We start from the raw sequence: 17,126 nt of genomic DNA on the forward strand, positions 1-17,126 counted from the left end.
TAGCCGTATAAGAAAAATCATACCGGGATTACGGAAAAGTAAAACAGCAAAAACTACACCTATTACTTTTTTTACGGATGTAACAGCCGTAATTCACACTCCGGGCATGTTTTTACTATTACCAGAATGAAAATACGCTGCGATTGTAACACTCTTACTCATTAAGTCTACGCACCGGGTGCTGCGTTTAGTCCGATTAATCTGCATTTTTGCGCCATTCAGGCGAACCCACTACGCTTATATTCTGAACGTTTTGAAGGGAGTACCAACGATGCAGGATAAGTCTTCCCAACCTGATGACGACCGTTTGCAGGTAGACAGTAAAGAACGGGCGCGCGGTTCAGATATTGTGGTGGATGAAGCAAACCTGCCCTCACGGGCGATGGCAACGCATGAAAGTATTCGCCAGGAAGGAGAAAAAGAGCTCGAACGGGAGCCTCTGGCCTTGTTCTGGTCTGGTGTTGCAGCAGGCTTATCCATGGGCGCATCTTTTTTGGCAAGGGGGTTATTCACCCGGTATCTGGAAGGCGTACCAGGGCATTTTTTACTGGAAAATCTGGGTTATTCCTTCGGCTTTATGATTGTTATTTTAGCCCGCCAGCAATTATTTACTGAAAATACCGTTACCGCGGTTTTACCCGTAATGCAACTGCCCACCCGCAGTAATATTTTGCTGCTGTTACGCCTGTGGGGGGTTGTCCTTGCCGGGAATTTAATTGGTACCCTGGTGGTCGCCTTTACCTTTTCCGTTATGCCCGGTTTTGATGCCCCAACACAAGAAGCGTTTCTCACTTCTGGCCTGGAGGTGATGCAAAAATCACCCGGTGAAATGCTGGTGAGCGCCATGCTGGCAGGCTGGATTATCGCCACCATGGTATGGATGTTACCCGCCGCCGGTTCAGCCAAAATTGTGGTGATTATTTTGATGACATGGCTGATGGCCTTGAGCCATACCGCGCATATAGTGGTGGGTTCAGTGGAAATTCTCTACCTTGCCATGCGCGATGTCATTCCCTGGCATGACTTTTTCTGGCCATTTGCCCTGCCCACACTGGCTGGCAATATTCTGGGAGGTACTTTTATTTTTGCTTTGTTAAGCCATGTACAAATTCGCAACGACCGTGCGGCAATACCAGCCAGACACCCACAAGGCAAAGAGCCATGGCGGTTTAAAAAACCCCAACGCTGAACCGCTGAGTGGCGAGTTATTAAGCAAACAAACCGCTAAGCGCTTAACGTGGCGGTGAAAACGGGTATACTACTGCCGCCCGTCCCCATAGTTAAATGGATATAACGAGCCCCTCCTAAGGGCTAGTTGCAGGTTCGATTCCTGCTGGGGACGCCATATGTACCTCTTCTGAATCCTGTCAAAACCATAGTTCTCTTATAATCAGTAATAAACCGCCATATTGTGATATTGAGTGTCAACTGGCGTCTTTGCCCGTAATCCACTGTTTCCCGGGCTGTTGAAAAAGAGCGCTAACCAGGCACAGAAACTGCACAGTAGAGTTATAACGTTTGAACGTGCTGTCTGCTGGAAGAGTGTATTCAGGTAAAGGCAATTGCGCAGGTATGCGCTGGTTTTTAGGGGGGTTACAGGTGCCCATGCCCTGAAAACTTCAGACCATGAACACCTAATAGTAAATTTATTAGTTAAAATATTGGGAACGAGGTAAGACCTTGCTCATCTCCTTAAATCCTGGTTTATAATCAATTTGGAACTCATTGTCTGAGGTTTTTTTATACTTCACACGCCCGTACTGGAATCGTTCAACTTTTAAAGCGGAGAGTGCGTTAGTAAATGGATCACCAGGATCAGCATGCCTGAGTGTTTTCATCTTACTTCTATTATTATCACCTTGTGCATCAAATCCAACAGTATGAGCACCGGGTTTAGTCAATTTATCCAAAAAACCAACGGCTGGGTTAAACCTTTCAACAAAACCACTGTAACAAGCTGCTAACGACACAACATCCACCGTAGATTTCTCTTCAAGGCTTTCAATATCTTTTCTGTCAAATAATAGTATCTGAGGGTCTGTTGAAAGAACTAAGACGCTTTCATGCCCACGCTTGGGGCTTATAGCACCATGATAATCAATAATGACCTTGTTAATATCTTTCAAACTTCCTTTTCCAATAGCATTCCATGTCTCTTTGAATTCCTCCGCAGTATTAACATAGGCTCCCTTAACATTATGGCCTTTATGCATCAGGTAACTCATCCTTTCCCTTGAAAATTCAGTCGTCGCGATATCGGATGATCTGGGATCAAACGAATTCTTATTCTTTTTGGCACTAATAAATAAGATATTGTACTGTTTTTTTTCTTTACCTTCTTTTTGTTGTGCTTTCGCATCTAATATATTTTTTATATGAGGAGATAATTCTAATTTTTCAGGGGTAAATAATGTCGCAACGGTATCCTCTTCACTATCCGGATCCAGTCCAAAAGGATCCCGGTAGGTAACCGGATTATTACGGCACATTCTGAACAGATTAAGCCCGTCAATAGTCCCCGCCGGATCAGCACTCAGCCAGCGGCCTGCCCACGCCTGGTAATAGCGGTAGCCGTAGTAATACAACCCTGTTACATCGCGCTCCTTGCCTGAGTACCGGATGGTTTTGTATTCAGCTTCCACTGCACTGCGTGCCGCCCACACCGCAGTTCCGCCAAACGGGTAATATTCTTCCAGGCTGATAAGCAGACCATTTTCGTCCGTTTCCAGGCTGCAGTTCTCATTCAGGCTTCCATGGCTGTACCGTATCTGATCATTGCTGATATTCTCTGGCTTACCACTTACCCAGTGGAGTAACCGGGCTTTTCCCGCCAGACTCACCGTCAGTTCCGCTGTCTGTACCACTCCACGGTATGTGTTGCGCAGTTCCAGGCTCTCCAGATACACCACTTCTTCTGTCTGTGTGCTGTTTCCCGTTACTTGTGTTCGGGTCTTCACCACGCGCTTAGCATCAGCATTATACCGGTATACTTCCTCGTCACTGCTTTCTTCCCTGTTTACCAGAGTCACCCGGTGCAATTCCTCACGCAGTGTCCAGTGCAGTACCTGCCCTGCCAGCAGTTGCAACTGATGCCCACCAGCGCTGAACAGAGCCTCGACATTTTCCGGATGCGCTGCCAGGTCACTGATAACTCCACGGTTCGACCGGTTGCTGACGGTGATATTCGTGGTGTGGTTATTCCCTGTTGCCGGTGCACTGTGCCGTATCTGCGTCAGGTTACCGTTGCTGTCGTAGGTCCAGGTGCGGGTGTAATTCGTATATGTGGCATTATCGAAGAGAGTTACATCGGGAAGCGAGCTGCTCTGCTGACCGACTCCGGCCATCTCACGCCCAATGGCGCGCACCAGCTGGTAGAGGCTATCGTAGACATACCGGCTTTCAGGCACCACTTTCTGGTTACGCCAGAACCGGGTCGCTTCTGCGTCATTGCTCACGCTCACCACGTTCCCCACCGGGTCGTACTCATAGCGCAGGTCCTGCAACACTTTAGCCCCTGAAGAATGACCAGCCGGGCGTGCTGTTTTAATTCCGGTGAGGCGCTGCGTCTGTGCTTCATAGGTATATGTGGTGACCACGCCGTTACCATGTACTTCTTCCAGCACTTGCCCGGCCGCAGAGTAACGGACCGACTGCAGAATCGCCCGTTCAGTTCCCCCCACAGGTGTCAACCAGCTTTGCTTCAGCAGACCCGCGACATCCAGAACCTGGCGCTGGCGGTTACCCCGGGCATCGGTTTGTGTGAGTAATTCCCCGGTCGCATCATACGTGTAATACATGTAGAGCAATTCCTGAGGCAGGCGGGAGGCACGATCCTCTTCTTCGTCGTCATCCGCCAGGAGTTGCTGCATACGGGTCAGAGGTTGTCCGGTGAGAGAGACGGATGTCAGCCAGTACAGCCCGGTCTCATCCTGACGCTCGGTACACTGTCCGGCAAGGTTATTGTCCTTTTCATATTGTGTATTACTTCCCCACCCTTGCGTCTCATGCAGATGAGGATTTTGCCCGGGGCGCGATTCAGTTACAGACAACAGGCGGCCAGGAAGTTCTGGCCCTTCATAACCCCAGCGGCGGGTAATCCCTCCGGCCGAGACAGCCAGCACAGGCCGGTTAGCCGCATCATGAAAAGCCAGGGTTGTGCCATCGTCACAGCCGGTGACCTTCAGTGGCTGACCAGTCAGAGAGGAAATTACCTCCCGGTCAGGCAAGACAGAAGGGTCGTTCCGAATCAGGTCATACTGGCGCGGTGAGCGGGACATCAGCAGATGCCCCGCCGGGGTAAAGGTGTGACGGGTGATGCGTTCGTCGGTAATGTCCGGTGAATCAGGGTGGCGATGGTATGCTATCTCCCGCACGCCAAGTCCCCGGTTATCCAGAACTGCCACCGACGGAGTGTTACTGAACAGTAAAGTTTCCATGGATTTCTCCTGAAAGAGAGAGTCACGCAGCCCCGGGCCCGGGGCTGCTCTGTTAGAGGCTTTCAGCCAGCGTATCGTTCTCGTCCTCGCTGACGACAAACCAGGGAGTCAAAAGCACCTGCCGAACCCAGCCTTTCGCTGTCACAACCTGAACCTCGCGCCCCAGAGGATCATAACAATGGGTATCAGCAAAAAGATCCCGGCGGGCGCTGTCATCACTGACATATTCCCAGGTATTTAAAAAGTACGGCTGATATGTCCTGACAGGCTGCCCTTTGCTGTCATACTCCGTACGCCCGGTGACAGCCCAGCGAAAGTCAGTTTCTGTAATGAGTGGTCCCGAGGCATCAGAGGCCAGCGCACCACTGTTTGTACGCTGCCACGCCTCACCGGCTTCGTGGCGCATCGCTGCCTGCAACAGGCGCCCGAATCCGTCACTGAAACTGATGGACTGCCTTAACTGTTGTTCAGGATCAGTGTCATAGCGGTCAGTCACCACCGACATAACATGCGGCGGCTGTCCATGCGGAGCATCACCACGACCATGCACTCGTCGCCAGGTAAGACGAGGGATGTAGCCATCTTCTGTCCTGATGCTGCCTTCTGTGGCTCTGGGCATCCAACTGAGTGGACAGTAGACCAGCAGGCCCGCGACAGGAATACCCGTTGTCAGTGATAAAGCCCCTTCGATGGTAACCGGTTCGGTGAAGGGGCGAGTCTCATTCTCCGGTAATGTATAGCCTGCTTTTTGCCCATTTTCTGTACCACTGAAACGCGTTGATACGATACGCCCCAGGGCGTCATAGCGGGCCAGAGTGACATTGTCATTCACATCAGTTGTTTTCGAAGGTGCCAGGAATCGATAATCATATTCGGCAGTAACTCGCAACCCGGCCGCATCAGTGGTACTGGTAACAGTACAGAAATGCGTATCCCAGCCCAGTGAGATAGCGCCGGTTAACATAGTCTGGCGTTGCGTCAGTGGGCGACAGAACCCGCGTTCATCGGCATATGTCACCACGGCCTGGCGGCTGACATAAACGGAGCTATCACTGTCATCAAACGGAATGGCTACAGGATAGTAACCACTTTCATCCAGTAGCGCTGAAAGTTCTTGCTCGCTGAACACACCATCGAATGCGGCCAGCGCTTTTTCATCCAGACAGGCGACTTCAGTCCAGGCGACAAGCGGTGGAAACATCGCTTCGCCTTTATCGCCGGTGTATACCACGCGGGAATGGCCTGCATAGTTTTGTACTGTTCCCCCCGGCAGCAGGGGGCGGCCTTCTCCCAGACACCATTCCAGGGTGATGCCAGAGGCTGGAACATTCTCAGGCTCAAGCACGCAAACATCATTTCGGGTGATGTCATTAAGTCCGGGCATCCAGACATTTTCGCCCGACAGTGTATGGCTGGTACTGCGGATGCGGGTGATGCGTAACAGCCGTTGTTGCTCGTCATAGCTGGAATCAAACAACGTTTCCGGTAATCTGTCCGGATAAGGTGAAACTGCCGGTTTGTTACGCCGGGGGTAGGCGATATCCAGACTATCACAGGGCAACCCATTTTCGTCCTGCCTCATCACGATGTGCTGCGAGCACTGAGGGTCTGTCGCCACCCTTTCATAATTCCAGTCGCGGGATTCAATAACCGACACCATAATGGCTGGATCACAACCTGCGACTCCACTCAGCAACCGGGCCTGAGAGCGGGACTCACTCACCGTATAGGGAATGCCTGCCTGGCCTGTACCATCTTCTGCGTAGCGCTCACTGCGTAAAGCGGTTCCCTTGAGAGCCCGGGCCAGCCAGTACCGCTGTTCATCATCGGGTATTATTGCAATATCCTGAGCTGTCGCCACATCAAACAGCGTAAAACGGTGGCTGAATTTCGGGAAGGCCTGTTTGTCACCAGACCAAAATTCCGCTTGCAGTTGGCTGTCCACCGCGTCAAGACCAGTAGTAAACCAGCTAATGGTGCGTGCGGGAGCAGGGTTATCCACTGCGGTGCCCCGCGAAGAGGTTGCCAGTACAGTGGTATCCATTTGCTCGACACAACCAAATCCCCGGTATTCCCGCTCACGAGCATCCCAGACTCCATGCCGGTATGAGAACTGGCTGGTCAGGCGATTACCACTGATTTCATCCAACGCCATCGTGCGCCACAGTAAGTGAACGGGGAATGGCAGGTAACAGCCAGCTGAACGCCCCTGTTGGCTCCGTTGGTGCTTTTCATCAAGCCAGAACTGGGCGGAGCTGCGATAGCTCAGTGCTGTATCCGCCCCCATATTATTGTTAATCGCGTTCAGTAACAGAGGCTTGCGCGTAACCAGGTCAAGACGCCAGTGTTTTACCTGCATGTACGGGAGTGTCAGAAGAATACTACTGACGCCCAGCCCCTGAATATCAGCAACCTGTAACTGGCAAGTATCATCAAAAAAGAGCCCCTCAGGCAGTGCTACTTGTATTGGCTCAGCGACCCGATTACCACTTTCATTAAGATACAACGACAGATGGTCATGGCTGACATAAATCAGGTCACTGGTCCCGGATCCATCCAGATCCGCCATATATAACCTTTCCGGATTAAAGATATCTTCATCAATGTGAAAACCGGACATCGTCACTGGCTCGCCAAATACCCCATGTCCCATGTTTGGCCAATAGCGAATTGAATCTGCACTGATTTCAGTGAGATGGGACTGGCCCGATCCTGTCATGTCGCTAAAAACCACCATGCGACGGGCATCACGCCCGGGTACCGGGAGAGGCAGCCGGGAGAGCTGTTCAACATTAATGCCTGAAGACCAGTATTCGCGTTCACTGGCCCAGAAACGCACACTACGGGGCCCTATCAGGGCTAAATCCGGTAAACCGGCGCCAGTAATATCAGCAAATTGCGCCTGCGGGTGAAAGTATTCCAACGGCACGGCATTGAGCGGTATAAATGCCGACCATGTCCGTTCCGGTTGCATGGCATGGTAGCCCTGTACACCAGACATCGCCACCATCCACTCCAGTGCGCCATCTCCATTAATGTCCATCAGGACAGCCTGTTCTTGCTGGGTCGGAATTTTTGGCAGTGGAGCGGGTTCAGCATAAGCAACGTTATCTCCCTCAGGGTCTGAGGGGTCTCTGACTGGCTCCTGATACCACCAGGCTCCCGGCGCATCCTGATATAAAATCCCCGGGATCCCCTCGCCATACAGATCAGCCATCTGCCACGGTTGGTAAGCATTCAGCTTGCCAGGTTGCGGTGCTACCTGCCAGTCCGTACTCATTTCCGGAATAAAACGCTGATAGTCAAACTCAAGCGGTGCCAGTGCGACTGGCAACCCATTTGCTTCGTGTGCAACCTGGCGGACACTCAGCAACAACGCTGCACTGGCATTCAGGTCATATTCCAGTATCAGTCGGGAAACCAGCGCGGGCTCTTCATGTTCATTTATTTGCCCGGCCAAAGCTTCCAGACGGTGATACATCAGTATCTGATGGCACAGGCGGCGTGTACGGATTTCAAAACCATAACCATAGCGAGAGGTGCAATCCGGGCGGCATGACCAGCTTCCGCCAGGAGTAAATGCCGGAACATCATTGAGCGAATGTGAGCGCTCCCCATAATCAAAAACCAAATAAAACAACCACTCACTGTCTTTTGGCATCTCACCAAAAGCCAGCATAAATGACGGTTCCACCTGAATATTGCCATAACAAACCCTGGCGAGATAACGCCCGGACCAGGTATCCGGGTGTTGTTCCAGTTCGTCCTTATCGCACCCGGCATCATCTTCTTCACGCCAGGTATAACAAATATGTTCGCCAGTCGGGTTGACACTTTCCTCCAGTAACCAGGCGGCGATATGGCTTTCATCCTGTGAGTCAGATATGCGCCCCCGGTATGTGCGGCCAAACAGGTGGCGTTGCCCATCCGGTGACATCATTACCCAGAAGGGCTGTTCGTGACTGCTGGCACCAGGTTGCCAGTATTCCAGCCTGTCAGGAGAAGTGATTACACGCGGTTGCCAACGTGTGACGACACAAGACAGGTCACCCATAGAGTCGATTCGGCGAACGGGATTCCCTGCATCATCTACCACCGGGACCAGGACTTCGCCATCCGGGCCGATAAACTCATCTTTGCCATTGTACTGCGGTACTCCTTTGGCTGTACGCAGGCTGAACATAGGAATATGGCAGTCCCAACCCATGCCAAAAGGACCGTTACCGGCACTACTGCTGTATGTCAGTGCCTGTTCGGGCGCAAATCCACGCCCGGGTGAAACAGGCAATGGGACGGTAAAAGATACCGTACCGTCCGGACCTGTGGCAGAAAGGGATTCCCCCATTCCGCGTAGCGTACCGCCGCCTTTGGGCAAAGCAGGTGGCTGAAGCTGTATTGATGTTGCTTCTTGCATAACAAACTCCTTGCAGGCCCGTTCCGGGGCCTGCATCAGATAACGGACAATATCAGGACTGAATGGTGTAACGAATATGCAGAATGATGTCGTTCAGGCTTTCCAGGAGCGCTTTTTGGCCCGTTTTAGCATCAGGGAAACTTACTGTCAGGATACCTGTGTCATCCACCGGAATACCTTCAAATGGCAGGTAACGGGTATCATTGAAGTCAAGCTGGAACTGACCGTTATCATTTATGCCGTGGGAAATGGCGATAGCGTTACAACCCCGCGGGATGACCACACTTCCCCCGTAGCTCAGCACTGCGCGAACATTTTCATACGGGCCAACCAGTGCGGGCAAAGTAACGCTAATCTGTTTGATACGGCGATTTTTCCCGAGGCTATTTTTGTAATCAGCAGAGATATTGAGATCTGATAACTTCACGGATGCTGTCAGTTCTCCATCTGCGTCCTGCTTAACTTCATTACCACCATTCCCGTACCTTCTGGCAGTGCTGTTCTGAAGAATTCCGGCTATCGCATCAGTGAAGGCAAATGCACCGTCTGCCAGGCCTTCTTCACTTTCTGTCAGCGTGGCATACACCTCTGCCAGCGATACTGTCCGGGTGACTTCCAGTGCACGCGTATCACGTTCAGTCCAGGCTTTTTCCATTTCGGCCAGATTCAGCAGTAATGTTTCACCTGCCATAAATCCGGCGGTTGCGCCATTCCATGCACTGCCACGGATAAAAGTCAGAGCGTTGTCGTTAAGATCACGACGAAGCGTTTCCTGGGCCATCAGGCAGCAGGACTGCACAATGTCAAAGAACTGGTAGTAAATCGCACTCAGTTTGCCACGCATCCAGTTATACAGCGCCTGGTTAGTGAACTTGCGCTGCATAAACTCCAGTTGCGCCAGAGTATGCCCCTGCTGGGTTTTCTGGTATTCCAACTGCATTAATGCAGCTTCACGGCGCAGAGCGAGACCAACCAGTTGGGCATCAATCTGGTCAACTTCATGCTGTGCATTATCACGCTGAATTTCCCACTCTTCACGACGGCGGCGGTAGTTTTCAGCACGGCTGATTTTGTCAGCGCTAATTTGATAAACAGACGATTTGAGAGAATCAACCAGTGAACTGGCATGCGCCACTGCACCCCATTTGGCACCACCGGCAGCCAGGCCAAAAATATTCGGAACCATATCTGCAGCCCCGCCCACCATGGCAACGATTTGGGAAGACAGGTTTGCTGAGGATGCTTTGTCCGCCAGGTCCATTGCCTGGTATTCGCCCCGGGAGATATTCTCATTATACAGCGCTGTGTATTTGTCCAGTCTGGCCTGAGCACCGCTACGGCTTTCACGGAGTGCCGTTATATCAGCATCCACTTCATCAATGGCGCTTTGTTGAAGACGCAGGCTCTGTGCCGCAAGCTCCAGCCCCTGTTGTAACAACAGGCTGTTAAGCTCCTCGCTGTCCTGATGTTCCACCATGTTAAGCAGTGAACTGCCAAACTGGGTAAGTTGCCCTACCAGGTTGCGGGCACGCTCAAGCATGACAGGAAAACGATACAGAGGTAACGCACTGGCAGGTAATGCAGGCATCCCTTGCGATGCCTGAACCAGGCTGGTTTGCAGAGCTTTCGGATCCACCTGCTCGGCATATATAGCCAGTGACAGAGGCTGACCATCAATGGACAGGTTGTTACGTAAGTTATAAAGCCGCAGCCGCAGGGTCGCCCACATTTCTGTAAGCGCCGGGTTATATTCCGGCAGGAATATTGCCGTCAGGGAATTAGCCGTACGGGTATCAATTTCCTCATTATCAACTGAGTGCATGCCGGTGCGTTCAGGCAAAGATAACGCTAAAGTGTCACTGACTGCATCCTGTAGAGACGGGCTGTTCCAACTGGTGGAGCGGTAGTCCTGAGGTTCATCTCCCATCAGTTCCAGAGCATAGACATACCACATCCGGGCTTCACTGAGAGCGTCTCTGGTCAGTTCGCGGTAACACATATCACCCCGGGTAACCAGCATTTCTATAAATGCCATAAAGGTGGCAATTTTATAATGTGTCGGGTCATTTTGTGCCACTGCGTCCGGATCAGTAAGATCCAATGGGTTCTCATTCCTGGAGATGGCCTCTTCAAGTGGACGGCAGTTCCACTCCCACAGTGCAGGGTCACCATTCACAATATAGCCATTAGGATCCCAGATATAATTCAGCCATGCGCGGGCCTCACTGAATTTATTCTCATCCAGAAAGCGGCGGAAACACATCATTGGCACATAATAGAACAGTTCCCAATAGTACAAGGCGCTCGCACTATTGAAGTCCAGTGGTGCAGTGGTGTCTTTGAGAGGAAACACGTTCGGATCGCGTTGTGGGTTGAACTGAGCGTCTTTAATAAACGCATTCAAAACAGAGCTGTCATCATTGAGTGCTTTTAAAACACCGGCAGTGAAAGTTCCTTTCTGGCAGGCCATCTGCACAAATACCCCGGTTTTCGGGTTTTCCGGGAACTGCACCGGGTCCCCCCCGGCAGTCTGTGAGACCGGAACAAACAGGGTGACAGTCTGTGCGGAAGGCAACAGTTGACCACGCCAGAATACCTGAGCCCCGGCTGCAGTGCTGGTGTTCTCCACGCTGGTCAGCAAAATTGATACAGAGGCAGATGTACCATGTTCGTCTGTACTGTAAGGCGGCAGAGTCAGTGAGATGTAGCAACCATTACCTGGCTGAGATTCATGTAATAACTGAGTCTCCATAGACAAAATGCTGTCATTGCCGGCATGCGCGCGGGATATCAGTTGTGGCGCCAGTTGAGTATTTAAGCGAATACGGTACACACCTGATTGCATATACTGAACCCCGGTATCCGTTTCAAAGATACACAGGATTTTTTCCGGTGAGTAATCCACCTTCCGGACAGTGAGTTCCCCCTGGCTCTCTGTCTCAAGTAAGCCGTTTTTCGCCACAGACTTGAAGGTGACACTAATACTGGCCTGGTTATTTTTAAAGGCCAGTTTTGAAAAAGGAATCTCATGTGACGTAAAGACATACTCTGTATGGTCCAGGTGGCCTTCAGGGCTGCCATCGAGGTTTTTATCTCCGGTCAGGATGTCCGTACCGCCATCATAAGACAGCTCCATACTGATACCTGGCAGATTCAGGGAAGTGTCAATTTGCAGTTTCGCAAGGGAATAATACGGTGTGTACACCATCCACTGTGAGACAATTTGCATAATCTCATCTTCCGTCATACCTTCAGTTAATAATTCAAGCGGGTCTGTTGCCCCGGCGTATATCCCCCCAATAATAGTTTTAAAATTACCCTCCCAGTCGGCCACACCATGATTCAGACTTTGATACGGGAAACTAAACCAAAGATTCTCATCATCAACACCTTGCAGATCAAAATAACTAAATCCAATAAATTTAGTTAATGCATTGCTGCGGTGTTGATACCAGGCCAGTTTTTTTTGCGTGGTGTTGTAGGCTGAATAGACTGGCCCTTTCGTTTTAGCTAAATCATACTCCTGATGTTTATCTATCAAGAATACATCACCAAACTCCCCCGCATACTTCATAGCAGCAACCTGCCCGCGCCGGTCACGATTGCCACCCGAATATTTCAGAGTAAAACCAGCATTATTAATTTTTATGCTGTTATCGTTATTGGTTATTGAACCGATACCTGGTGTACTCATGATAATAATTTGTTCATTATCCGCACTATTACTCAGTGATAATGACGCGGGGTATTCATAGTCAATACTAAAACGGTAGCAGGCACGTTTAATAATTTTATTCGCTGACAGATAATCGAAGGTAAATCTCATGGCATCATAATTTTCCTGACGAGATTTAGGCACAACTTCGCAGTTACCTTCATAGTCAATAGTCAACATAGCGACATCAGCGGTTTGCTCAGTAATTTCGCTGTAGTCATTCTTCAGCACATAAACACTGACAATTAACTGTTTATCTTTAATAAAGTGTGACGCACCAAGACTAATACCACTGCCTTTATTCAGGCACTGGGTAATTTGTGCGGTTATATTATAACTCCATGGTGCACTCCAGTTACCATCATGGCGCAAAAATGACAGTTTCAGGTTATAACGGTATGTCGTGACGGGTTTATCTGTACCTTCAGTGATTTCTTCTTTCTCTACCCAAACCAGGTTCAGGCGGTCACGGAACATGACCGGGCGCACCATATCATTCCAGGCATTAACTGGCGTAGTAATTTTGACCCACTCACTCCATGCGCTGGCTGGCATTTTACCGTCGCGGAACAGTGACATATCCACATTGCGCCACCAGTACTCAGGCACAGCCTCGCGCCCACGGCCCACAAAATAGGTTTTGCCCGTATCGCTATTTACATTGTCATGATAGGCACTCACCGTTTTCAAATCAGCCACAGTTTCAAAGCTTGCCAGATATGAATTGAACGCATCATTGACAGTATCGCTGTTTAGCTGGTTTTGATTCACGCTCTGCAACAGGTCATCCATCATGCTGGTCTGGCCAATGCGTTGTAGCGGATCAACATAGTTTTCCGGGTAATAAACCAGGCGGGAAATACCACTCCAGGTGCTGTAACGGCTGTTCAGTTCCCAGTCGATAAAAAACTGCCGGGTGGCGACATCTGCCTGGACGTCCGGCTCACTCCGGTTCAGTGCCCGGTTGATATACAACTGGACACTGGCAATAGCTTCTGCCAGCCGGGTCGTGGTTACTGAGGAGGAAACCTGGTTATCAATCAGAAAATAGTTATAGAGGTCATCGCGTGAACTCATTGACCCCCACTCGGTGTCAACATTCGCAAGGAACCAGTGGCACAGCAAATCACTCAGGCGCCCCGCAGTATATGCCGAGAGTTCCAGAGCCTTCCGGGGAGAAAGAGCAGCTTCGAGGCTGCGGGAAAGGTTTTTCCATTCATTCCAGGCAGGCCGCTCCGCTTCCTCACCGGACAGGCGGATATCCACCAGTTGTTTAACCACAAGTGGCATTGTATTCAGCGCGGCGGCAACGTTCACCCACTGCAGAATTTGATAAATAGTTTGCCAGTCGCTGAGTAACGTATTGTCGTCATCCCCTTCACGCACACAACGCAGCGCCTGATTCAGCACCGTTTCATCCTGGCCCATAGCGGAAGCCATCAGAGTGGTGGTGAGTTCGCTTTGATTCAGTGCATCCAGTACCGCACTACTTTCCCGACCCAGCGTGTTTAACCACTGATGGAAATAATGCAGAGATATTATCCAGGCCAGGGTATTCCCCTGGGTTGTGTTGGGTAGTAACTGGCGGGCACCGGGAATGCCAGAGAGAGCCTCCACTTCAGCGTAGCTCAGGCTCAGAGCCTGAACAGTCAGGCTGTATTGCGCAAGCAAATGAAGATAGCCAGCCAGTGTGCTTTCTTCGTCGTTATCCAGTGTCTGCTGCAGTAATAAACCCAGCAGATTGCTCAGCGTAAAGTATCCCGCATGTTCACACCAACGCACCACGCAGGCGGCCATATCCGGTGATGACAACCCCAGAGAGCTGGCAATGTAAGGCGCAATCAACCGGCGCTGAGCGTCCTCATCTGGCGCGGCCGCGATATCCGCTTCAGAAACTGTACCTGCGAGGGTATTGCGCAAGGTTTGCATTTCTGGTGTCAGGGTCTCACCAACATCACGGGTGGTCAGCATCCAGACATGTGCGGCAGTAATATTCGCGTCATCCATCCAGTGCGACAACTGGTGTATATGGTGCACAAAATCGGCACTGGTTGTGTCCAAAGAGGGGGAGACGGTAAAGAGCAGATAGAGTTCATTAACGGTAAGGTTATTGAGACGCGCCACCAGGGAGAGGCGATACAGCGCAGAAATATTGGCGAGGGACAGTGGCAATTGGGTCTCCTCCACTGAAATCAGTCCGGCTATCAGGCCAAGCTGATGCAACTCGCTACGGGTGACCGACAGGCCACGCAATAAACTGTCCCGGGCAACGACATCATCAGAGGCTTCCGGGGAAAGATCAATGTTACTACCATCCGCAGAAAACCACTCCCCGGAGAGTACAGGATTGTTGAAGATCTGGTCGAAATGGCTGAAGTCTGCACTTCCGGCAAACTGAGATATTCCTGCCCCTGCCAGCACAAGCGCATCGTCAAGCGTGGTGTTGTATTTTTGCCGGAAGTATATGGCAGTGAAAAGCAGCGATATAACGGTATCGTTAATTTTACCATCGAGCCCCACACTATAAGCTAAATTTTCCAATTGTTCCGCAGAAATCCCTGTTGCCCGGCAGAGACGAATAGCCTTGTTAAGATTGAGCATATAAGCGCTCAGGCTCAATTTTTTGATAGTAAAACTTTGAGAACACCACCAATAAGTCGATGTTGATGGTTCTTTACGCCAGAGGCCAATGGTAACGCCAGAATCAACCTGGTCTTGGGTAAGTTTGATTTGACGATGAGTGTGTATATTAGCCTCTGGTACAAACTCACTTTCACTCCATAAAATGCCACCACCTGGTTCTGTCCGAATAGAAAAATCCGTTTGCGTTTCACGAGTTTCAGTCACGTTGAATCTTACATCAAAGCGCAAATCCCCAAGCGGCACCAGTTCAATATAATTGAACTGGTATGGGTTTTTAGTTTCACCCATTCTGAGTTGATATTTTGTTACTGAATCATTTTCACCGTAAACAGTAGTGGTCAGGATTCCGCCAGTATAAACTGGTCCTTCTTTTTGTGGTGTATCATTGGCAAATACAACCCTGTCTAAATATCCCAAAAATGCCGTTTTTTCTTCAGCGGTTAAATTATAGTAATCCTGAATTTTTTGGGTTGAGCTAAAGTGCGTAATTGGCAGAGAAAAATTTCTTTCATACAGCTCTTCAGCATTTTCATCCGTAATATCTTCAACCAGAATATCGTGCAGTGTCGGTGAAATATTGGTGAGAATGGAAAGCAGAGACGCCGGGTCGGCACGGCGGAGTATGTCCGGGGAAGAGGCAAGGGCGTCCAGTTCCGGGTCAAGTGACAGAACACTCTGCCTCAAGGATTCATAAGGCTGATGATAAGGTGTTGCTGAGGAAAAACGGTCCGTCGAAAAATATTCCAGCAACTCATCATCACTTTTTTCAGCATTTTTTTCGACATGTGCAAGCAGAATGTCATTAGACAGACTAAGCGTGGAAATTTCTTCATCCATATTTTCCTGGCTCAGCATCAGTTGCGCTAAGTCTGGCCGCCGTTTGGCAAGATGATAAGCAGACTCTTCCGGGTGCAGGTCTTTTGCCTCCCGGTACAACTCGGTCAGGTAGCCTGCCGGTGAAAACATGGATGCCACAGAGCCTGATTTAACGAAAGACGAAGAACGGGAGCCAAACATACTGCTATAGTCATGTGAGGCAATATTCTCTTTAATACCAGAACGAATCGCACGCGGCAACTGAGGGTTAGACTGGGTAAAGATTTTCGCTTGCAACAATTTATTTTGTTTTAGCTGTGCCTGCGCTTCCCGGAACAGGTAGTGTGCCTCTCCCCATGTCAATTCATGTTCAAATCTTCGCCGAATTTCCGCAAACGAAAAAGACTGAATATGAGCAAGTGATAGCGAGGCATTATTCCCTGAGGCTTTGCGCAGCAGCGCATCAACACTATACATCACGGCATCCTTATACAAATATTATGCATTAACTGTGGGGGGACCCCCGGATATTTAATATAATCACCGATATCAATAAAATTTAAAATAAATGAATGGAATTATCTTATTCATGAGAACAAAAAATAAGATAACGCCACAATAATAATAAAATGGATTCATCTTATTTTTATAAGAAAGCACACTCACTTTTGTGCAACCAAAAGAAAACAAGCATCATACAAAAAGCACACAACGTGTCATCAGGATGAATTTTTTGAATAATCACACCAGATTCACAGTCTTTTATTTCTTCATTAAAAATGATTATAATAATCAATAGGTTAAAGGCTATAGTTATTGTATTGGAGATTCATTCACCTCATGATTTTACATGTGGTAATTCCTGCATTTTTGTAACATAATGCAGATGAAAAAATATCCTCGTCAGTTTGCAGAAACTACATTTCAATAACTCCACACTGGTCTGTTAATATCTCACACCGTATCTTTTAACTCCTGATTATTTCATGATAACATGCGAAAAACACACTGACAGATGCTGTATTTTAGTGACAGAAGTATATACCCCTGGGCTTTCCTTTATACTTACAAGTGATACATTTCACATAAATTAATCAATAAG

Annotated in this window: 4 protein-coding genes and 1 tRNA gene; 2 read left to right on the forward strand and 3 right to left on the reverse strand. The window is 49.6% G+C overall.

The genetic code is table 11. The features are described from left to right. Nucleotides 1-271: 271 nt before the first annotated feature. Both A9B99_RS05355 and A9B99_RS05360 read left to right on the forward strand, forming a co-directional pair. Nucleotides 272-1,189 carry a formate/nitrite transporter family protein gene (locus tag A9B99_RS05355; RefSeq protein WP_064595291.1) on the forward strand — a complete coding sequence of 306 codons (918 nt, stop codon included), beginning with the start codon at nt 272-274 and terminating at the stop codon, nt 1,187-1,189. A gap of 81 nt (nt 1,190-1,270) precedes the next feature. Next, a tRNA-Arg gene (locus tag A9B99_RS05360) sits at nt 1,271-1,345 on the forward strand. 304 nt (nt 1,346-1,649) lie between these two features. On the opposite strand, the gene A9B99_RS05370 is transcribed toward A9B99_RS05360, so the two are convergent. The 3 genes from A9B99_RS05370 to A9B99_RS05380 are packed head-to-tail and all read right to left on the reverse strand — an operon-like array spanning nt 1,650 to nt 16,501. Beyond that, nucleotides 1,650-4,436, reverse strand: coding sequence for an RHS repeat protein (locus A9B99_RS05370; protein WP_064595295.1), 2,787 nt, complete (start codon nt 4,434-4,436; stop codon nt 1,650-1,652). 52 nt (nt 4,437-4,488) lie between these two features. Further along, on the reverse strand, nt 4,489-8,850 hold the full coding sequence (locus A9B99_RS05375) for a SpvB/TcaC N-terminal domain-containing protein (RefSeq protein ID WP_064595296.1): 4,362 nt from the start codon (nt 8,848-8,850) through the stop codon (nt 4,489-4,491). Between the two features lie 52 nt (nt 8,851-8,902). Continuing rightward, complete coding sequence (locus A9B99_RS05380) at nt 8,903-16,501, reverse strand: Tc toxin subunit A-related protein (RefSeq protein ID WP_064595297.1); 7,599 nt, start codon at nt 16,499-16,501, stop codon at nt 8,903-8,905. Between the last annotated feature and the right edge of the window lie 625 nt (nt 16,502-17,126).

It is taken from the genome of Mangrovibacter phragmitis (assembly GCF_001655675.1).
Taxonomy (GTDB): Bacteria; Pseudomonadota; Gammaproteobacteria; order Enterobacterales; family Enterobacteriaceae; genus Mangrovibacter; species Mangrovibacter phragmitis.